14 protein-coding genes are annotated in these 21,225 nt (G+C 46.5%); 3 read left to right on the top strand and 11 right to left on the bottom strand.

Annotation, left to right across the window (positions count from 1 at the left end; translation table 11 throughout):
* Positions 1 to 41 precede the first annotated feature (41 nt).
* Positions 42 to 989 (top strand): aldose 1-epimerase, encoded by a 948-nt coding sequence (locus AB4512_RS03145; RefSeq protein ID WP_372174394.1) that lies wholly within the window; start codon positions 42 to 44, stop codon positions 987 to 989.
* Between the two features lie 141 nt (positions 990 to 1,130).
* Here the strand turns inward: AB4512_RS03145 and AB4512_RS03150 are convergent, their stop codons facing one another.
* From AB4512_RS03150 to AB4512_RS03200, 11 genes are all read right to left on the bottom strand, one after another.
* Positions 1,131 to 3,545 (bottom strand): GH36-type glycosyl hydrolase domain-containing protein, encoded by a 2,415-nt coding sequence (locus tag AB4512_RS03150; RefSeq protein ID WP_372174396.1) that lies wholly within the window; start codon positions 3,543 to 3,545, stop codon positions 1,131 to 1,133.
* Positions 3,546 to 3,702: 157 nt separating this feature from the next.
* Entirely contained in the window at positions 3,703 to 4,794 is a 1,092-nt protein-coding gene (locus AB4512_RS03155) for an ABC transporter ATP-binding protein (RefSeq protein ID WP_017061570.1), read from the bottom strand.
* Positions 4,794 to 6,143 (bottom strand): GH1 family beta-glucosidase, encoded by a 1,350-nt coding sequence (locus AB4512_RS03160; protein ID WP_372174398.1) that lies wholly within the window; start codon positions 6,141 to 6,143, stop codon positions 4,794 to 4,796. Before AB4512_RS03160 ends, AB4512_RS03155 begins: the two co-directional genes overlap by 1 nt.
* A 17-nt stretch (positions 6,144 to 6,160) precedes the next feature.
* Positions 6,161 to 7,009: a carbohydrate ABC transporter permease gene (locus tag AB4512_RS03165; protein ID WP_017077012.1), complete on the bottom strand. Its 849-nt coding sequence runs from the start codon at positions 7,007 to 7,009 to the stop codon at positions 6,161 to 6,163.
* Between the two features lie 46 nt (positions 7,010 to 7,055).
* Positions 7,056 to 8,042 (bottom strand): carbohydrate ABC transporter permease, encoded by a 987-nt coding sequence (locus AB4512_RS03170; protein ID WP_017061567.1) that lies wholly within the window; start codon positions 8,040 to 8,042, stop codon positions 7,056 to 7,058.
* A gap of 67 nt (positions 8,043 to 8,109) precedes the next feature.
* Entirely contained in the window at positions 8,110 to 9,357 is a 1,248-nt protein-coding gene (locus AB4512_RS03175) for an ABC transporter substrate-binding protein (RefSeq protein ID WP_372174400.1), read from the bottom strand.
* An 18-nt stretch (positions 9,358 to 9,375) separates the two neighbouring features.
* Positions 9,376 to 10,383 (bottom strand): LacI family DNA-binding transcriptional regulator, encoded by a 1,008-nt coding sequence (locus AB4512_RS03180; protein ID WP_017068575.1) that lies wholly within the window; start codon positions 10,381 to 10,383, stop codon positions 9,376 to 9,378.
* Positions 10,384 to 10,829: 446 nt separating this feature from the next.
* The gene (locus AB4512_RS03185) at positions 10,830 to 12,848 is read right to left on the bottom strand and encodes a methyl-accepting chemotaxis protein (protein WP_372174401.1); all 2,019 of its coding nucleotides are present in this window, start codon (positions 12,846 to 12,848) and stop codon (positions 10,830 to 10,832) included.
* Positions 12,849 to 13,048: 200 nt separating this feature from the next.
* Positions 13,049 to 14,389 carry a carbohydrate porin gene (locus AB4512_RS03190; RefSeq protein ID WP_017061564.1) on the bottom strand — a complete coding sequence of 447 codons (1,341 nt, stop codon included), beginning with the start codon at positions 14,387 to 14,389 and terminating at the stop codon, positions 13,049 to 13,051.
* Positions 14,390 to 14,762: 373 nt separating this feature from the next.
* A complete protein-coding gene (locus AB4512_RS03195) occupies positions 14,763 to 16,823 on the bottom strand; it encodes a prolyl oligopeptidase family protein (RefSeq protein ID WP_372174403.1) in 2,061 nt (686 codons plus the stop codon).
* A gap of 11 nt (positions 16,824 to 16,834) precedes the next feature.
* The gene (locus AB4512_RS03200) at positions 16,835 to 17,752 is read right to left on the bottom strand and encodes a LysR family transcriptional regulator (protein WP_017068571.1); all 918 of its coding nucleotides are present in this window, start codon (positions 17,750 to 17,752) and stop codon (positions 16,835 to 16,837) included.
* Between the two features lie 234 nt (positions 17,753 to 17,986).
* On the opposite strand from AB4512_RS03200, the gene AB4512_RS03205 reads away from it, so the two are divergent.
* A complete protein-coding gene (locus tag AB4512_RS03205; protein ID WP_372118801.1) occupies positions 17,987 to 19,681 on the top strand; it encodes an L-lactate permease in 1,695 nt (564 codons plus the stop codon).
* Positions 19,682 to 20,002: 321 nt separating this feature from the next.
* Positions 20,003 to 21,142: an FMN-dependent L-lactate dehydrogenase LldD gene (lldD, locus tag AB4512_RS03210; RefSeq protein WP_010432610.1), complete on the top strand. Its 1,140-nt coding sequence runs from the start codon at positions 20,003 to 20,005 to the stop codon at positions 21,140 to 21,142.
* Positions 21,143 to 21,225: the final 83 nt, after the last annotated feature.

Below are 21,225 nucleotides of genomic sequence, written 5' to 3' on the forward strand. Positions count from 1 at the left end.
TTTTCTTCTTGTTAATATCTTTTAAAAATGGAGACATCAACATGTTTAAAATTATAAATGAAAAATTTGGAAATATTGACTCTGTCACATTAATAAACCACCAACATGGTATAGAACTTCAAATAATCAATGGATTTGGTGCTGTTATTAATAAGTATATCGTAAATAACAGTCCATTCTCTTTTATTTGTGGTTATCAGAATTATGATGAACTGATCAACCAACATCCGTTCTTTTCCCGCAGTGCTAAATTATTCCCTTTTCCAAATCGTTTAAACTTAGGTCGCTACAGTTTCGACAACCAAAACCATCAACTCCCAGCTAACTTCCCTTGGTCTGATCACGCCGTACATGGCTTGCTCTACAACCAACCTTTTTCAATCAAAAACAGCGCAGCCAATGAAAAATCAGCCAGTGTGACGCTGCAATATCAGACATCATCTTTACACCCTGCTTTCCCGTTCGCTTTTAACCTTGAAGTCACCTTCACTATCGACACAACGGGTAAGCTCTCTTCCTCAACGACCGTCTCTAATCTGGGTGATTCAGCCTTCCCATTCGGTGATGCTTGGCACCCTTACTTTTCACTCGGCACTGAGCTAGCACAATGTGGACTCGCTATGTCGCCTTGCACTGAGGTCGTACATGAGAACGACCTACCCAATGGTGAAAAACAGGCTTTTGACCGTTTGTCTTTGGGTGACTCCCTGACCAGTCAAAGCCTAAACCACTGCTTTGAATTTGATTCGAAGGCAACCAACCAACTGACTTTGACACACTCAGATTCATCAGCCGCAATTCATTATCAACAAGATGCAAGCTACCCATTTGTTCAGCTATACACTCCGACAAGTGAGCAAAGCATTGCAATAGAGCCCATGACTTGCCCTGCCGATGCATTCAATAACCAGATTGGCTTATTAACGCTTAGCCCGAACCAGTCTCAAACCTTCACTTGGCAATGCCAAGCCAACTATCAACCCAACTAAGGCAAGCAAAGTAAGACAGCCGCTGAATGCGAAATCAGCCCCCAGAGAACGCATTGCTAACGAAACAACGCAACGAAAGAACCAAACTAAAGAACCAAACTAAAGAAGCAATAAAGGGCGCATAAAGCGCCCTTCTCTTTGTTAACCTAAAATCACCTCGATGGTGTGCTCACCAGAGGTAAACACTGGCGCTTTATTACCTGAAATTAGGTCACCGTTGACCTTCATCTCTGCCACTCCCTTACACACGTTATTTGGGTTGGTAACATGGATATTGTAGGTCGCGCCACGGAACTGACGACGCACTTTGAATTCAGGCCACTCAGCAGGAATACATGGGTCCACCAGCAAGCCATCCACTTCAGGACGAACACCCAGAATCCACTGCGTACCCGCAACGTATGTCCAAGATGAAGTACCAGAAAGCCACGCATTTCGGCCTAAACCAAATTGCTTATGTTCATCACCCAAAATGTTTTGTGGGTAGCAGTAAGGCTCAGATTCAAAGGTATCAATGTCATCATTCTTAGAAGCTGGGTTGATTTGACGGTAGTACTCGTAAGCACGCTCACCGTTGCCTATTTTCGCTTCTGCGATCATCACCCAAGGGTTAGAGTGCAGGAAGATACCGCCATTCTCTTTTGCACCTGGTGGGTAAGTTGAAACACCACCTAGCTGAGGATCAAAGCCGTTGTAACCCGGTGTTGAAAGCTTGATGCCATTGGTAGTGTTTAGTTTGTTGTAAACCGAATCCAGCGCCTGAGTAGCACGCTCTTGAGTCGCAAAACCAGAGATCACCGGCCAGCTTTGACCGTTGGTGTAGATCTGCCCTTGCTCATTTTTATGAGAACCGATCGGCAAGCCCTGCTCATCAAAGTAACGAACAAACCATTCGCCATCCCAGCCACACTCATTGACCGTGCTCTGCATCTGTTGGTACTGATCGTTAAACTTAGCCGTCAGTTGCGCTTCACCACGCAGCTCACACAAATCCAACATGTCGAGCAGTGCTTTGCCGTACATGTTCGCCACCATCATCGACTCAGCACCCGTTGGCAGGTTCACCGTGTCGTTCCAGTCAGCAAAACCTAACAACGGTAGGCCGTGCTCACCAGTATTGGTATAAGTAAATTCAATCGCGCGGCACAGGTGGTTCCAAACCGTTCCCGTTTCGACTGGGTTACCCGCTTTGTCTTTTTGATAAAACGGGATCTCTTTATTCAAGAAGTCTGCATTGCCCGTTTCTTTCACATATTGCGTGACCGCGTAGATGATCCACAGGTGATCATCGCCGTAATAATCAGGGCGATCTTCTTCTTCTCGCGAGTCACCCGCGTTCGCTTCCATGGTTGATGGGAAGAACTGGTGCATCGCAGAACCGTTGGTGTTTTGCACAGACAACAGACGCTCGATAAACTCACGCGCCTCTTCCGGCATGTGAGTAATTACGCCTAAAATATCTTGCGAAGAATCACGGAAACCGATGCCACGTGCGCCATAGCCAAGCTGGTACAGAGACAGGTAACGAGACCAGTTTTTAGTGGTGTGACACTGACGTGGGTTATGTACGTTAAGCATCGAGTTCATAGCAGGGTCTGGCGTTTCAACCTGAACCGCTTGTAGGTAACCATCCCAATGTTCAGCCAGTTCAGCGAAAGCTGAATCAACCACTTGATGGTCACGATATTTAGCCAGCAGAGGAAGTGCAGCTTCTAGGCTCTGTTCTTGCGCGATTTGTACGACCGTACGTTCTGTCTGCTCTGGAGATAACCAACCCAAACGCAGGTTAAGCGCGCCAATGTTGTCACCACGCAAACACTCAGTATTGCCAAGCTCATCGTTTTCTAACGCTTGCGGGGCAGCCCATGTGCCGTAACCAAATTGACCAAGGAATGATTGGCGATCACCATCAAACGACGTCGCAGGGCGATCCGCTGTCATCAGATTTACCGCGTAGTCGCGCTTCATGAAGGCATACTGCTCAAGCACAGTATGACCCGACTCTTGCTGGTGCGCTTTCAGCGTCATGGTTTGTGGAACCCAATCAGCATTAAGTAGCTGCTTAAGCGCATCAAAGTGTGTGAACTCATACACAGGAACCACATCAACGTGCAGGGCTTTATCTGAAATGTTGGTGACTTTGATGTCTTGTAACAGCACTTGGTCAGCTTTTGGCACGAAGAATGTCGCTTCACAACGCACACCAAACGCTTCTGCAATGATGGTGGTGTAAGACAAGCCAGTGTGGTTTTCAAACTTATCAAGCGGCTTCAGAGTCGGTGTATAGAAAGGTGAGAACACCTCTACGTTACCCGCTTCGTCACGCACCTTGAGGTATAGGGTCGAGCCTTTGAAGTCTGAGTTTGGCAGTTGTGCAATGTACTTGGTGATACGGTTCAGTGCCGGATCGCCCTTACACAACAACACGCCACCGTTGCTATCAACAATGCCACCGAAATCTAATGTGCCAACATAGTTACACCATTTGATTGGTGTGCACGGCGTGGTTGCTACGTATTCTTTGTTTTTATCGTCAAAATATCCGAATTTCATCATCACTATCCCTAGCCCCTCCCAAATCAGGAGGAGCCAAAACAATTTGTCGTAAGTTGGTTGGTGTCAGCTCAATGACTGACTTAGCCGTTTGAGTCAGGCTTCTCTCACTCGCCCTTGCAGATCAACTGGCTGTTGCAAAATAACTAGCTCTTGCAAATCAGCTCGCTAGCGAGTTCTCACTCAATGCATCAAACAAGTGGAAAGCATCCAAATCCAAGTAAAGCGTCAGATCTTTTACATCCACTTCAGCGGCTTGGGTTTCAACCATCAGCGGTTGACCGCCAATTTCTGTTTTCAGAAGAATGCTCGCGCCTAGTAGTTCCTTGTCTTTGATTTTCACAGGGAATGGCAGCACGCGGTCGTGGGCAACTTGCTCGGCACGTAGGTGAATATCTGTTGGACGAACACCAAAATGCAGAGCTAGGTTCTTAGATGCCAGAGACTTAAAGCGCTCAGGCAGTGGGATATGAACATCGCCGATTTCAACGAAGTACTCGCCTTCTTTTTCAATCAGTTTTGCTTCCAACATGTTCATTGATGGGTTACCAATGAATTGCGCGACAAACTTGTTTGCCGGACGCTGGAACACCTCGGTTGGTGTACCAACTTGAGCAACATATCCGTCTTTCAGGATCACGATGCGATCCGCCAATGTCATCGCCTCGATCTGATCGTGGGTTACGTAGATCGTGGTGGTTTTTAGTTCACGGTGTAGATGTTTGATCTCTTCACGCATCACGCCACGAAGTTTTGCATCTAGGTTAGACAGCGGCTCATCAAACAAGAAAACCTTAGGCGTACGAACCATCGCACGGCCCATTGCCACACGCTGACGCTGACCACCAGAAAGCTCTTTCGGCTTACGGTTCAGTAGTGGATCAAGCTCTAGCATTTTCGCCGCTTTTAGCACTTCTACGTCGATTTCTGCTTTTGGCATGCCCTTCAGCTTCAGAGCAAATGCGATGTTCTCGTACACTGTCATGTGCGGGTACAGTGCGTAGCTTTGGAATACCATCGCCAAGTCACGGTCTTTAGCGTCGACTTTATTCATCAGCTTGCCGCCAACCACGATGTCACCAGAGCTGATGCTTTCAAGGCCAGCAAGCATACGTAGCGTTGTCGATTTACCACAGCCAGATGGGCCAAGGAAAACCACGAACTCACCGTCTTCAACCGTAAAATCAAACTCTTTGACGACTTCAACATCACCGAATGATTTTTTGATGTTCTTAAATTCTACTTTAGCCATTATCTGTTCTCCTCAGCGCGCTCTTGAAGCATGTTTCGGTACGCAATTGCGCTCTGTTTCAATGTTCTTTCTTGGGTGGTGTAATCAACATGGACAATGCCAAAACGCTGGCAGTAGCCGAATGCCCACTCAAAGTTATCCATCAGGCTCCAAGCGAAGTAACCGTCGACTTTCACACCCGCTTCAACCGCGTTGTGAACCGCTTCGATATGACCTTGGAAATAACGAACTCGTTGGTCGTCCATTACTTGTCCATTAACACGCTCGTCGTTACCTGCTGCACCATTCTCTGTGATGTAGATAGGTGGCATATTTTCGTAGCGAGCATCCAGTCTTACCAATAAATCGGTTAAACCTTGTGGGTTGATTTCCCAGCCAATGTAAGTGTGTTCAGCATCGGTTTGTTTCACCGATTCAATGTCGCCGTTCTCATTAAAGCGAGCGACATTGCGTGTGTAGTAGTTGATACCGATGTAATCAACCGGGGCGCTTATGATGTCTAGGTCGCCTTCTAAAATCATCGGCATGTTCATCGCTTGGCGGTCGACGACTGGCAGTGGGTATTCACCTTTCAGTACAGGGTCGATGAACCAGTGGTAGTTCTCTGCTTCACAGTAGTCTGCAGCGCCTTGATCTTGCGGTGTCAGTGGGTAAGCCGGAGTCGCGTTAAATACCACACCATGCTTAGCGTGAGGCGCATTTTTGCGAAGAATCGGCATCGCCAAACCATGACCTAGCATTAAGTGATGAGAAGCCAAGAAGCCTTCTTTTTCACCCTTAATACCCGGAGCATGCTCGCCCCAACGGTAGCCTAGGAACGCAGATACAAACGGTTCGTTCAATGTGGTGTAAACATCAATTTTGTCGCCAAAGTAGTTACTCACCACTTCTGCATATTCTGCAAACTTGTAAGACGTTTCACGGTTTAACCAGCCGCCTTTGTCTTCAAGGTATTGCGGTAGATCCCAGTGGTACAAAGTCACATACACTTTCATGCCACGAGCATGACACTCGTCGATGATCTGACCGTAAAACTCTAGACCTTGTTGGTTGACTACACCGTCTTGCGGCAAGATACGCGGCCATGCAATTGATAGGCGGTAAGCATCAACACCTAAGCCTTGAATCATCTCGATATCTTGTTGCCATAAGTGGTAGTGGTCACACGCCACATCACCATTGTCGCCGTTATCGACCTTGCCCGGCGTCTTGCAGAAAGTGTCCCAGATAGACGGTGTACGACCGCCCTCTTCAACGCCGCCTTCAATTTGGTATGAAGATGTCGCGACACCGAATACAAATTCCTTACTGCGTAACTTTGAATCACTTGGAAGTTGATATTTATTCATTGTTATAACCCTTAAACCTAACCTTTGACTGCGCCGGACGTTAAACCACTGATCATCTGTTTCGATGCGAACAGGTAAGTAATCACGAGCGGTAAAATAGAAATTGTGGTGCCTAGCATTACCGCGCCCCATGGCGTATTCGGAATGCCTTGAACGCTTCGTAGCGCCTGTGTAATCACGTAATTATCTGGGTTGTTAAGCACCACGAGAGGCTGCATAAACATGTTCCAGAAGAAAACGAACTGAACGATAGCCAGTGTTGCTAGTGCTGGTTTCATCAGTGGCAATACCACACTCCAGTACGTTCTGAACTCACCTGCACCATCCAATTTCGCTGCTTCAAGTAGCTCTTTTGGAATCGATGCAATCACGTGCTGACGCATCAAAAAGATACCAAATGGTGTCGTAGTGAACGGTAGCCATACCGCCATGTGGTTATCCAGCAAGCCTAAGAATTTCACGATCATGAAGTAAGGGATCAAGCTAAGCACCGGCGGAATCGCCATTGAGCCAACCAGCATGCCGAACAACACGTTCTTACCGCGGAACTTAAACACAGCAAACGCGTAGCCACCCATGCTACAAAACAGCAGCGAGATGGTGGTGCCTAAGAAAGCCACATAAATCGAGTTAAACATCGCTTTCCAAAACGGCATGATTTCAAGCAACTTGGCGTAGTTAATCGCCAAGCTATCACCAATCGCAAAGCTAATGCCCGTACCGAAAATTTCAGAACGGTCACGAGTTGATAGCAGCGCCGACCATACAAATGGAAAGACTGTAATCAGCGCTGAAACAACCAGTAAGATGCCTAACATGACCATCAAGATCTTAGTCAGAATGTACATGCTGCGTTCGCTTGGCATCAGTCCACTTAGTGGTGAGGTATTTGTCTTAATTGATGTCGACATCTTAATGTTCCCCTAAGCCTTTCTTACCGAAGAGTAAAAATTGAACCAATGTACAAGTCGCGATGAGTGCAAACAGTAACCACGAGATAGCAGATGCTGTGCCCATTTCTAGCCATTCCCAACCCACTTTGTAGAGGTACATCGAGATAGTTAAACCAGATTGGCCAGTACCGCCTGTACCACGTGTTAATACGAACGGTTCTTCAAACATTTGCAGGTTACCGATGATGGTCATCGTGATAGCAAAGAAGATGAATGGGCGAATCATTGGTAGTGAAATGTTCCAGAAGCGGCGGAAGGCATTGGCACCATCCATACGTGCAGCTTCTAAGATGTCTTTAGGAATCGTCATTAAACCTGTGGTGTAAAGGACGATGTTAAAACCTGTGTATTTCCAGAAAACCATGATCGCAATAGACGGCTTCACCATAGTGGCATCGTCTAACCAGCGGATTGGTTGAAAATCGTTAACCCAAGCAAATGCCCAACCAAACAGCGTGCTATCGGCCAATGCCATTAACGTTTGGTTGATAATTCCTGAGTTAGGAGAGTACATGTTGAAGAAAATCAGTGATGCTGCGACCGTTGATGTGATGAACGGTAGGAAGTACGCCGATGTTAGCCAGTGACGCATACGGTCACCCATTGAAACCAACATGTAAGCCACTGGAATAGCGACTAAGTGCTGAGCAACACCCGATGTGATTGCTAGCCACAATGTGTTCTTTAATGAACGCCATAGCCATGGGTCAGTCAAGGCAATGTGATAGTTCTCAAAACCAACGAACTCCATTGCATCCATGCCCTGTACTGGATTCCATTCGTGGAACGACAGATAAACAGAGAACAACAGCGGGAAGATCCCAAATACAGAAAAAATGATCAGAAACGGCAGAAGGAATCCATACGGTGTAAGCGCTTTCAGATTTAGACGAGAAAAAAGGCTTTTGTCCGCAGGTTCTATCGTTGTGCTCGCTGTATGATTCATAGTAACGACCTCTTAAAAAAGGAAGCGCGTTGTCCACGCTTCCTCACTTACTCAAAGTAATAACAAATTAAAGATTACGCGTACGACGCTTGATTAGGCGCTCTGCCTCTTTAAGTGCTGTCTCGATGTCCTTGCCTTCATCAAGCACTTCCATCAATGCGTTCTCTAAAATAATAGAACGTGCTACGTGGTCGCCTTGAGCTGGAGATACTGGCTTGATGTTCTGTGCCACTTGAGCAAATAGTAGACGTGCTTTCTGTCCACCTAGGAATTCCATCTCTTCTTGAAAAAGCTCATCGTCATATGTCGTTACGTTCGCAGGGAAAGCCGCAATCGTTTCGAAGTGCTTAAGTTGAACATCACGATCCGTCGTCATGTATTCAATAAGTGCCCATGCTTCATCTGGGTTGTCAGATTGAGTTGGAATCGATAGGAATGAACCACCCCAGCTGCCGTAGATGCCATCAGGTAGGTTTTCTACCGCCCACTTACCTTTGGTTTCAGGAGCGATCCAGTTGTTTAGGTGACCAAGTAGCCAAGCGCCAGAAAGTTGAGTTGCAAATGTGCCGTTGCGAAAGCCCTCGTACCATTCGTTAGACCAAGCCAAAATGCGGCCGTCTAAGCCTTTGTCGCGAATCTCTTTTGCCACTTCAAAAGCGTGAACAAAGCGTTCTGATGTCACAACTGGGTTGCCATCTTTATCGAAGTAAAGACCTTCTCCTTCAGGAACCGTTGTGAAGATGATCGCTTGTGCAACGTCGGCAGCTGAAGCGATAAGTTGTACGTTTTGCTCTTTCAGTTTTTCACCAGCAGCGATGTATGAATCCCAATCTTTGATTGCTTCTTCTACATTGATGCCCGCTTTTTCAAACACATCGGTGCGGTAGTACATAACACCTGGACCCAGGTCGACAGGAATGCCGTACATATCGCCATCAGCGCCTTTACCTTGTGCCCATGCGTAAGGTGCGAATCGTTCTTCGTATTTATCTGCACCGTAGTTTTCAGACAGGTTAACTAGGCCACCAGAGCCAACGAATGGACCGATTTTCTCTACGTCCACAACAATCACATCACCTGCACCAGAGCCCGTTGCTAGGTTAGTGGTCAGTTTTGTGTGGTGGTCACCGTGGTTGTTCATAAGGTAATCAACTTTAATCCCTGTTTCCTTTTCGAAATCAGGCAGTAATACCTTCAGGCTGCTATCAAAATCAGGGAAACCGTCGAAACGAATCTCTTTGTCAGCAGCATTTACTGCTGTTGCACCTAGTCCTAAAGCAACCGCGCACGAGAGCGCCAAGGTCTTAAATTTCATGTTCTATCCTTAATATTTTTATAGGGTAACGAGTAAATCCGATACCGAGTTTCTAGTGACCAACGTCGGCAGCAATTTAAAGTTCACGTCATGTTTGATTTTTTTTAGCTTTTGTAGAGTGAGCTGTACTGCTTCAATGCTCATCTCTTCAATGGGGAAATTAATGGTGGTCAAACTAGGGGTCAGATAGCGCGCGAAAATGGTGTTATCGAAGCCGACAAGAGAAACGTCTCTCGGAACAGACAATCCCTCTTTATGCAAAACTTCGAACGCGCCAAATGCCATGTGATCGTTTGAAGCAAATACCGCCGTAAAGTGGCATTTTCTGTTGATCAACTTCTTCATGGCGCTGATGCCTGTCTCTTCAGTAAATCCCGCCTCAGAGACTAAGGCTTCATCGTATGGCACACCGGCTTCTTCCAGTGCCTTGCGATACCCCTGCAAACGCCCCCTAGCGTCGGCTTTATCTAAAGGCCCGGTAATACACGCGATATCTGTATGTCCCTTTTGCAAAAGATATTGAGTAGCGAGTAGCCCCCCGACTTCGTTATCAATATCAATGCAACTCATCGCCATTTCTGGGATGAAGCGGTTAATTAAAACCACAGGGGTTCCCTGTTCTTCCAATTCAATTAAATAGTCATCACTGAGCAGTTGAGTATGAAGAATCAAAGCATCGACACGACGCCCCAACAGAAACTCCACCGACTCGCGCTGCCCTTGTTCGGTGTTCGAACCCGCTGTAACCACTGCGTGGTAACCGAAGCGGCGTAGGTTTTCCTCTATGCAATGCAAGATGCCTGAATAGAAAGATCCGCCCAGTTCTGGAACAACAACACCCACACTTCCGGTACGACTTGAAGCCAAAGCCTGAGCGATAGAGTTCGGGCGATAACCCAGCTCTTTGATCGCCTTTTCAACCTTTAACTTCTTGTCGTGGCTCACTCTACTGGTGCCGTTAATCACTCTAGACACTGTCGCTTGAGACACACCTGCATGCTCTGATACGTGTTTAATTGTTGCCACTCGAACCTCGATACTTCATTAGCTTGTAACCGCTTACAAAACGATTATTAAGAAATTACGTTTTAGTTGAAGTGAGTGTCATCACACTAAACTTGGAGGTAAAAAGGCTGGATTTGGAAATCTTGAAAGCGCTTACAGATTCACTTCACACCATGAAACTGTTTCATGAGATTCTTGCTCACCTTATCAAAACAGCACTCGGTTACTTGCTCCCAAAGTGCTAACAAGCATGCATAAACTCCGTTTTCAAAAAGCACGATTCGGTGATGAACCTGCAACAGGCGGTAATATACAGAGCAAAATTGACCCTATTATTTCAGTGGCTATGCGAAATTGTATGGGAACATTTCATAGGCACTTCTAATTCTCTTTCCAGAACCCGAAACTTGAAACAACAACGCCCAGCAAAGGCTGGGCGTGAAACATTGAAAAACTTAGAGTCGCCTTTAAACCTCGTTTTCTGATTGCTCCGCGAGCTTAAACTCTTGAGTTAGTGAGAACTGTTGCTGCGACATGGTTTCAAGCTGTTGACCATGAGAAAACAAAACCTGAGATCGTTGTGAGTTATCTTCAGCCAAGATGTGTATCTGGCTGATATTTTGAGTGACTTGAGAGGCAACCACTTGATGCTCTGTCGTCGCGGTCGCAATTTGATGACTTCTTTGCTCTACTTCGTTGAGAAGATCAGACACCGTCGATATCGAGTGATTCACTTCGCCCGTTTGCTCAACACATTGAACCATCCCCACCACACATTGATTGATTTGTTCAACCGCCAGTTTAGAGCTAGTTTGCAACTGCTCGATCTTGTTGTGTATCTCTTGCGTCGAGGCATTGGTTTTCGCTGCTAACACTCGAACCTCATCCGCAACCACAGAGAAACCACGCCCTTGCTCTCCAGCTCGCGCCGCTTCTATTGCCGCATTCAACGCCAGTAGATTAGTTTGCTCAGAGATCCCAGATATCACATCCAAAATGGAGCCAATGCTGGCACTTTCGCTTTCGAGCTGGCCAATGGTCGCTGTTGATTCTGCTAACTTACGCTCTAAACTGCCCATTAACTCGACGCTTTTATCCATGGTCTTCTGACCAGCACAGGAACTCGACACCGCTTCGGTTACAAGCGTTAGCGTTTGATTAGCGGCTTGAGTTATTTCGGTCACCGAGCACTCGATCTGCTCCATAGCTGTTGCCACCATCACGGTCTGATTGGTTTGGTCTTGCATCGCCTCGCTCAATGAACGGCTCGTGCTTTGATTCTCTATGGACGCCTCTTTTAAGCACGTCGACGAATAACGCATGTTCTCAATCATTTGAGTCAGATGACTGATCACTAAGTTGACCTTGTCGCTCACTGAGCCGAACTCATTATTGGCTTGATACTGCACCATCGCGCTCAAGTCTTTATTGGCAACTTGGTCGAGTGCACTTTGTAGCAGCTTGCTTGGTTTACGGATACCTTTGGCAATATTCAACCCGATCAACAGAGCAATAAGCACGGAAGCAAGTGCAATAAAACCCTGCATCACAAGGGCTTGCTGTGAAGAGTCCATCGATTCGTGATACAGGCGTGTCGCGGTGTCTTCAGCGTACATTGAAAGCTCATCAAAGTGACTTAACTGTTGATCGATTAGCTGTTCAATTTCCTGCTTTTGAAGGGAGATAGACTCATCGAGTTTGACGGTTTCTTTATGGGTAGCGACTGAGCCACTGGCTGAAAACGCGTGTGAAGCGAGCAACGATAAAGACTGTTTACTGCGGCGCAGCAAAGATGAATCCAGATTATCTAAATCTGCGACCGCTTGTTCGAATCGCTCTTTGCGACTTTGTAGGCGACGCTCTACCCCACGAACCTCGGAAGATGTTTGCAGTGAAAACGCTTCGCTGGCTTCCGCGGCAATCAAACTCAATTGCACCAACAAAGCTTCGACTGCCTTTTGTGTCTGCTCTGAATCTGCACTCGCGAGTTGATTCACCAAAGTATTATTGAGCTGTCCCACCACAGATTGAAATTGCGCTTGTCCCATCGAACCAAGATCTTTGCTATCCAAATACTCAACATAAAGCTCTAATACCTGCTCTATCTTATCGATAGTCAACAAACCTGTTTGAGTGATGTTGTTAAGCATGGCTTCCATTTGTGAACCAGCTACGCTCTTGCCTTCGAACCAGTTCAATTGCTGCTGATATAGCTCGATGTTGTTTAAGACGGTTTGTTTCAGTGGCTCAAGTTCATCAATATAGTTAGCGGATAAGTAGGGTGTGGTGCTGCGATTAATGTCCAGAAATCGGATGGTTAACGTGGAGGATTGAAGCATTAATGGCGTAGCTTGCTGGGTGATGTTTTCGATTCGAGTGGTGATGTCTTTATTGCTACTGATGCTTAACCATGCAGAACCCAGCATGATCACAATCAGTACGAAGAAACCTAAATAAACTCGAGACACGATGGAAGAAAGTCTCATCGTTATTCCTTGATCTAGTGGCGAAAAAAAGGGCACAAAAATGTGCCCAAGAATGGAGTTAATTGAAACGTGCCCTAATCAATCTGCCTTTAGGGCTAAAATGGACAGTATTTGCGTACTATTGAAAAGCATGGATATTCGAAAGCATGGCTCTTTGAAAATATGCCGAATTCAAAGAGCCGCTCTTTCTATATCGGTGATTACCACCAAGCTTCAAACATTGCGCCGAACGACAATGTATCAACATTGGTTGTCTTCACTGTGTTGCCTTTCGTTTCTACATCACCCACGGTTGTGTAGAAGCGAAGCATTGGACGGCTCCAAGGTAAGCCACCTAGAGAAACGTTTTGAGAAAGCGTTACTTTCCATGCGTTCTCTTCACCGTCGTCATCGTAATCAACCATGCCGTAGCCCGCTTCTAACCATGTAGAATGAACATCATCCCATTGGTACTGTGGACGAACGATACCCGCGTATTCAGTATTCTCACGATCTAAGTCTGAGCCAGAGTTGTCTTTGTAAGACACTAAGTAATCAATGATGAACTGTTCAGATGCAGCGTAGCTACCCTCAACACTTGCATAAAAAGTCTGGTAATCACCTTTAAGGTCATATACCGATGAATCGGCACCGTCACCGTACTTAACAACCAACTTGTTAGACTCACCCAAGCCTAATGTTGCACCTACTAGGTAGGCCGTTTCATCACTGACTTTTTGTCCTTGAGTCACGACAGGCTGCATTGAATCTGTCACTGGATCGTATACGTACTCAGTCGTCGTAGACGTATCCGCTTCGCTCGATGCAAAACCGTAGTTCGCGTAAAAATCCAGATTACCAATACCTGCGTCAATACTGTGTAGCTTCGCTGTCACGGCGTATCGGCCATTGTCATTTACGAGGCCGCCTTTCACTTGGCCAACAAAGCCCATATCTAGCTTGGCACCGCCGAAATCTAGGTTGTTAAAACCAGCACCTTGACCATCGTGTGTCATCCAGAAGTAATCGTTCAAACCTTGTTGCGGACGTTGATGGAAGTCACGACCAGCCCACATGTAAAGCTCAGGCTGGCTTTCAAATACATTGGTTACACCAGCGTACATTTTTTTCATGCTCAGGCCACCGTCATCAGCCCATGCGTCTGCTTCCCAGTGGTCAGCCATGAATACGATGTCCCAGATAGCGCCGTTGTCAGCTTGGAAAAGCTTAGCTAACTGAACTTCACCACCATTCGCTTCGTTACCTAAACGACCAACAGAGCGGCCTGTTGTACCGATGTCTACATAACGCTCATCACCACTTTTGTAGTGAGCGCCGTAGCGAGCGTAACCAGAGAAGACGATACCGTCTGGCACAGTTGTTTCTGAAGTTAGAACCGCTTGTTGCTGATCATCAACATACTTGATGTCCCCAACTTGAGATTCCAACTCTTGGATTCGTTGCTCGAGAGCAGCAAGATCCGTTTCTGCAGCAAAAGAAGAGAGTGAAGCAAGCGAAGCCGCCACTGCGACCGTTATTGGCAAAAGCTTAAATTTTTGCATTGTAATTCCCTATTATTTTTTTGAGTTTTCATCGAACAGGGAAATATTAAGCAATGAAAGCGTTGAAAAGTTGGTCGCTGTTCACACTGATAAATTAGGTCGAGAGCCATGAAACTTTTAGAAAAGTCATACCCAAAACTATTAATTTAATATCAGAAACTTAGGACGGGAAACGCGTGAGATATCAGCTTGAAATCGCTTTCATTTCATCAGTATTGGTGGCGGCTATCACGGAAAACAGTGTGTGAAAGTGAAGGAAATATGACGCAGTTTTGATTGGTTTTCATATATATGAAAAGCCTCAAAATCTAAGGTAGATTTTGAGGCTTCTTGGTCTGAGTAAAATACCCAGTTATCTAGAATCAAGCATTCGTTAAAGTGAATCTAGAGACGCAACCCCCATATTGAACAGAGTAAATGCGTAGCTATCGGCGGTGAGATCGATCGCTTTGCTGAGCGGCATACCTGCCCCATGCCCTGCATTGACGTCAATACGGATCATCACGGGCGCGCCGCCTTCATGCTTATCTTGCAGCTCTGAGATGAATTTATAAGAATGAGCAGGTACCACACGATCATCGTGATCAGCGGTAGTAACCAATGTCGCAGGGTAATCCGTGCCTCGCACCACATTATGAACCGGAGAATAACCAAGCAGGTATTCAAACATCTCTCTGTTCTGCGCTGATGTACCGTAGTCGTACGCCCAGCCTTCACCAGACGTGAATGTGTGGTAACGCAACATGTCCAACACCCCAACCGCAGGCAAAGCCACTTGGAACAACTCAGGCCTTTGTGTCATGCAAGCGCCAACCAACAAGCCTCCATTAGAACCGCCGCGGATCGCTAACTTATCATTGCAGGTGTAGTTCTCTTCAATTAAGAACTCCGCAGCAGCAATGAAGTCATCAAATACATTCTGTTTTTGTTGTTGTGTACCGGCTTTGTGCCACGCCTTACCGTATTCGCCACCGCCACGTAAGTTAGGCACGGCATATACGCCACCCAGTTCTAACCAACTGCCCACCGTACCTGAGAAAGAAGGCGTCAGACTGACATTAAAGCCGCCATAAGCGTACAACATGGTTGGGTTACTACCGTCTAGTTTTAATCCCTTTTTGTAAGAGATAAGCATCGGAACCTGTGTACCATCTTTTGAGGTATAGAAGACCTGTTTAGACTCAAATTTATCCGATTCAAACGGAGACTCAGAGCGCTGATAGATTTCTGAACTGCCAGTTTCGACATCGAATGAGAAAATCGTTGGCGGCGTGACATAGTTGGTAAAGGTGTAATAAAGCTGGGTTTGCTCTTTTTTACCACCTAAACCACTGGCCGTTCCCATCCCAGGCAAATGAATTTCACGAACTAGGTTACCTTGGTAATCAAGCTGCTCAATTTTCGACACCACATCCACCATGTAGTGGGCAAACAAGTATCCGCCGCCAGTACTGATGTCTAATGGCTGTGGCTTTTCTGAGATGATATCTCGCCACTGCTCAGTGCCGCTATCAAAGCTCACCACCTTGCCATTAGGCGCATCAAGATTCGTATATAGAATGAAGGTCTCATCTTGGTTATCGATGAGATAAATGTCGCTATCCACATGATCAATCAGCGTGTTCAGCTGTTGTTCTGGTGAGTTTAAATCGATATAGAACAGTCTATTACCCGATGTCGACTCTCGCCCTAGAATGATCAAGTAACGGTCGTCTTCGGTGGTATAGCCTGATACATAGCGGTGCTGCTCAGCGTTGTTCTCACCAAAGATAACTTTGTCGCTAGCTTGCTCTGTACCCAACTCATGGAAGTACAGCTTGTGTTGCTCAGTACGAGCAGAGAGCTCACTGCCGTCTGGCTTGTCGTAACTAGAGTAATAAAAGCCGCGATTACCCAACCAAGAAATACCAGTAAATTTGGCGTCAGTGATTTCGGCTTCAAGCTGCTGTTTAGTCTCGGCATCAATCACGAAGATCTTGCGCCAGTCGCTACCACCTTCAGAAATGCTGTACGCCACTAAGCTGTAGTCTTTAGAAAACGACACCGAGCCTAGAGATGTGGTGCCGTCTTCCGAGAAGGTATTCGGATCTAGGAAGACTTCAACCTGTTGCCCCTCTTTCTGACGATAGAGAATACTGTGGTTCTGCAGACCATCATTCTTATAGAAATAGGTATAATCACCTCGGACAAACGGCTGCGAGCTCTTTTTGTAGTCTTGTGCTTTTGCCAGTCGCTCTCTCAGTTCCGCGCGATACGGGATTTTAGCGAGGTAATCAAACGTGATTGCGTTTTGACTCGCCACCCACTGCGCGGTCTCGTCACTTCTGTCGTCTTCTAGCCAACGATATGGGTCTTCGATTATCTGACCAAAGTAGTCATCGCTGACGATCTGTTTATTGGTGATTGGATATGGATACTCTTTTAAATAGCTCATCGTGATCCTTATTAAAAATAGTGAGAAATCGTCAAGTAGCGCGTTCTGATATGTTCAATCAATAACTTAATCTTGTTTGGTGGCTGGCGAGTAAAAGGGTACACCGCATAAATTCCCAACTTTTTGCCTACCAAATCAGGGAAGATATCCACCAGCTGACCATTGCGAATGTCGTGATAAACCAGACAACGTGGTACGTACGCCACACCATGCCCACCCAGCGCCGCTTTTCTTAACGCGGTCGCATTGTCAGTCGAAAAAGAGCCCGCAACACGCACGATATATTTGTCATTGTCGGTACAGCCATCTTTACTATGCAGAAACTGCCATTCGCTAGCACCCGTTGTTTGATAGGCGTATTGCAAGCAATTGTGCTGCACTAAATCTTTAGGCAGCATCGGCTTACCGTTCTTAGCAATATAAGACGGCGAAGCGCACACCACCCATTGTGAATCCAATATATGACGAGCAATGAGGCTTGAATCTTCCAAGTAGCCGGTTCGAATCACCAAATCGAGACCATCCTCAACCAAGTCGACAAAGCGATTATTCAGAGACATATCGACCGTTAAACCTGGGTGCATATTACAAAACTCGGCCACAGCGTCTGCGAGAATCAAATCTCCGGAGATAGTAGGCACTGACATTTTGATATGACCACTGACATTTTCACCAAAGCCTGAAACTGCGTCCATAGCCTCTTGAGCTGCCTGCTTCACATTTTTGGCCCCGTGTAACATTGCCTTGCCCGCCTCAGTCAAGGTCAATTTACGCGTGGTTCGATATAATAATTGCACGCCAATCTCTTCCTCTAAACGCGCAATTCTTTTACTAACTACCGAATTTGTAAGGTTATTTTGCTCTGCTACCTTACTGAAGCTGCCTAGTTCTACCACCTGTGAAAACAGGATCAAATCGTCTGCTCGCATCTGATTATGCCAATTTTGGAATTAATTATTTTCATTATTTCCCTATATCAATAAAAAATAAAGGGGTAAATTCACGCCAAATTAACAAAACAATTACAAAAACAGTCATTCCAATTACAAGATTCGCCTAAAGAAGGTTCCCGTTTAGAGGCCAAAGCGATTCAAATAATGACAAACCATAACGTGATCTTTACTTCAAACATGAACGTTTGAAAACAGTACGAGGAAGTACCCATGAGTGAAACTCTACTAGCCCTATTGGCATTTTCACCAATAGTTGTTGCAGCGATTCTGCTGGTTGGTCTTAACTGGCCTGCAAAAAAAGCGATGCCTGTGGCATTTGCCTTAACCGTTGCTATCGCCCTACTTGCTTGGGACATGTCTGGCACTCGCGTGCTGGCTTCTGTATTCCAAGGCTTCGGCATTACAGTGTCGGTTCTCTGGATTGTGTTCGGCGCCATCTTCTTATTAAACACTTTGAAACACACCGGAGCTATCACCACCATCCGCAACGGATTCACTGATATATCCGCTGACCGTCGTGTTCAAGCAATCATCATTGCTTGGTGTTTCGGTTCATTCATTGAGGGCGCATCTGGCTTCGGCACACCAGCTGCCATCGCTGCACCACTGCTGGTTGCTATCGGCTTCCCTGCGCTGGCTGCGGTACTGATGGGCATGATGATCCAATCTACGCCAGTATCATTCGGCGCGGTTGGTACACCTATCATCGTTGGTGTGAACAAAGGTTTAGATACGCACAACATCGGTGAAAGCCTGATTGCCAATGGTTCAACATGGGACGCTTACCTACAACAAATCACGTCAAGTGTTGCGATCATCCACGCCTGTGTTGGTGTGATGATTCCTGTATTGATGGCGATGATGCTGACTCGCTTCTTCGGTAAGAACAAAAGCTGGACTGAAGGTCTTGATATCCTGCCGTTCGCACTGTTCGCAGGTGCTGCTTTCACTATTCCTTACGCACTAACAGGTGTTTTCTTAGGTGCTGAGTTCCCATCACTGATTGGTGGTTTGGTTGGCCTTGCGATTGTTGTAACAGCAGCAAAACGCGGCTTCCTAGTACCTAAATCAAAATGGGATTTTGAGAGCGAAGACAAGTGGCCAGCAGAATGGTTAGGTTCTTTGAAAATCGACCTTGATGACAACAACCAAAGCCATAAGAAAATGAGCATGGCGATGGCATGGGCACCTTACGTGCTGCTCGCTGTCACTCTAGTTGCTAGCCGTGTGAGCCCTGAGTTCAAAGGCCTACTTAAGAGCGTTAGCCTTTCTTTCAGCAACATCCTTGGCGAGACAGGCGTAAGCACAGCGATTCAACCTCTGTACCTACCTGGCGGCATCTTGGTCTTCGTCGCACTGGTTGCTGTTCTAATGCAATCACGCAGCGCAGCACCATTGGCTAAAGCCTTTGGGGAATCGAGCAAAACACTGATTGGTGCCGGCTTTGTATTGGTGTTCACCATCCCAATGGTCCGTATCTTCATTAACTCAGGTGTGAACGGTTCTGATTTAGCGAGTATGCCAGTAACAACTGCTAACTTTGCAGCTGACCTAGTCGGCGGCGCATTCCCAGCGTTAAGTGCAACGATCGGTGCGTTAGGTGCTTTCATTGCAGGATCTAACACAGTTTCAAACATGATGTTCAGCCAGTTCCAATTCGAAGTAGCACAAACACTGTCGATCTCTAGTGCGGTGGTTGTCGCTCTACAAGCGGTGGGCGCAGCAGCAGGTAACATGATTGCGATTCACAACGTGGTCGCCGCATCGGCAACCGTAGGCTTACTAGGACGTGAAGGTGCAACATTACGTAAAACGATTATCCCAACGTTCTACTACTTGGTGATGACCGGAATCATTGGCCTAGTAGTTGTCTACGGTTTCAAAATGACAGACGCACTTATGTAAACCATAAGTCGTTACAAAAGCACTTGGCGTTAATACTCAATTCCCCGACTGCAACACCGTCTAATAAGACAGTTGATGAGTTTCGGAATGGATACTAAAACACATCAACACCCTCGGGTATTAACGCCATTTTATTGCTTCTCTGTTTCACTGTTTCACTGTTTATTTGCTTCATAGACTAGTTGCTTCACCAATTAGTTACTTCACCGGTTAATCGCTTCACCGTTTAAGAAAGAGCCAACACTTACTTTTCAAGAATTAAAGCAGCCCAAGCCAAGCTCTCATAGAAGGGCAACATCCCAAGAATTTAGGACTGAAATTATGATCATATCCGCATCGACTGATTACCGCGCCGCAGCAAAAGCGAAATTACCGCCGTTTCTTTTTCACTACATTGACGGCGGTTCTTACGGAGAACATACCCTACGCCGCAACACCGCCGATCTTGCAGAGATCGCGCTCAAGCAACGTGTCCTCAATGACATGTCAGATCTGAATTTGGAAACCGAGTTGTTCGGCGAAAAGCTGGCAATGCCAATCGCCTTAGCGCCAGTTGGCTTAACCGGTATGTACGCACGACGTGGCGAAGTACAAGCGGCTAAAGCGGCTGACAACAAGGGGATTCCTTTTACCATGTCTACCGTGTCGGTGTGCCCAATTGAAGAAGTCGCACCTAAGATCGAACGCCCAATGTGGTTTCAGCTTTACGTGCTAAAAGATCGTGGCTTCATGAAGAACGTATTGGAACGTGCAAAAGCGGCAGGCGTAACAACGCTGGTTTTCACGGTTGATATGCCTGTACCTGGCGCTCGCTACCGTGATATGCACTCAGGAATGAGTGGCCCAAATGCAGCAATACGTCGTGTATTCCAATCTATGCGTCATCCTAGCTGGGCAGTTGATGTTGGCCTACTTGGTAAACCGCACGACCTAGGCAACATCTCTACTTATCGTGGTTCTCCTACCAAGCTGGAAGACTACATCGGTTGGTTAGGTGATAACTTCGACCCGTCGATTTCATGGAAAGATCTAGAGTGGATTCGTGATTTCTGGGACGGTCCAATGGTCATCAAGGGCATTCTTGATGAAGAAGATGCAAAGGATGCGGTGAGATTTGGCGCAGACGGCATTGTGGTTTCAAACCACGGCGGCCGCCAGCTTGACGGTGTTCTATCAAGTGCTAAAGCACTGCCTGCAATTGCAGATGCAGTAAAAGGCGACACTAAGATTCTGGTCGACTCTGGCATTCGTACTGGCTTAGATGTAGTGCGCATGATGGCGATGGGCGCAGATTGCACCTTACTTGGCCGCTCATTCGTCTACGCGTTAGCGGCTCAAGGACAAGCAGGCGTTGAGAACCTACTCGACCTGTACGACAAAGAGATGCGCGTTGCGATGACTCTAACTGGCGCCAAGACAATCAAAGACTTAACCCGTGAATCTTTGGTGGGGCTAGATTAAGTCCGTTGATTCACTGTAATGCTTTGGTCTACTTAGACCGAAGTTCAATCGGTGTCACAGCAATTCCACTGCCGTTGTGACAC

The organism is Vibrio sp. 10N.222.52.B7, assembly GCF_041474275.1.
Taxonomy (GTDB): domain Bacteria; phylum Pseudomonadota; class Gammaproteobacteria; order Enterobacterales; family Vibrionaceae; genus Vibrio; species Vibrio crassostreae_C.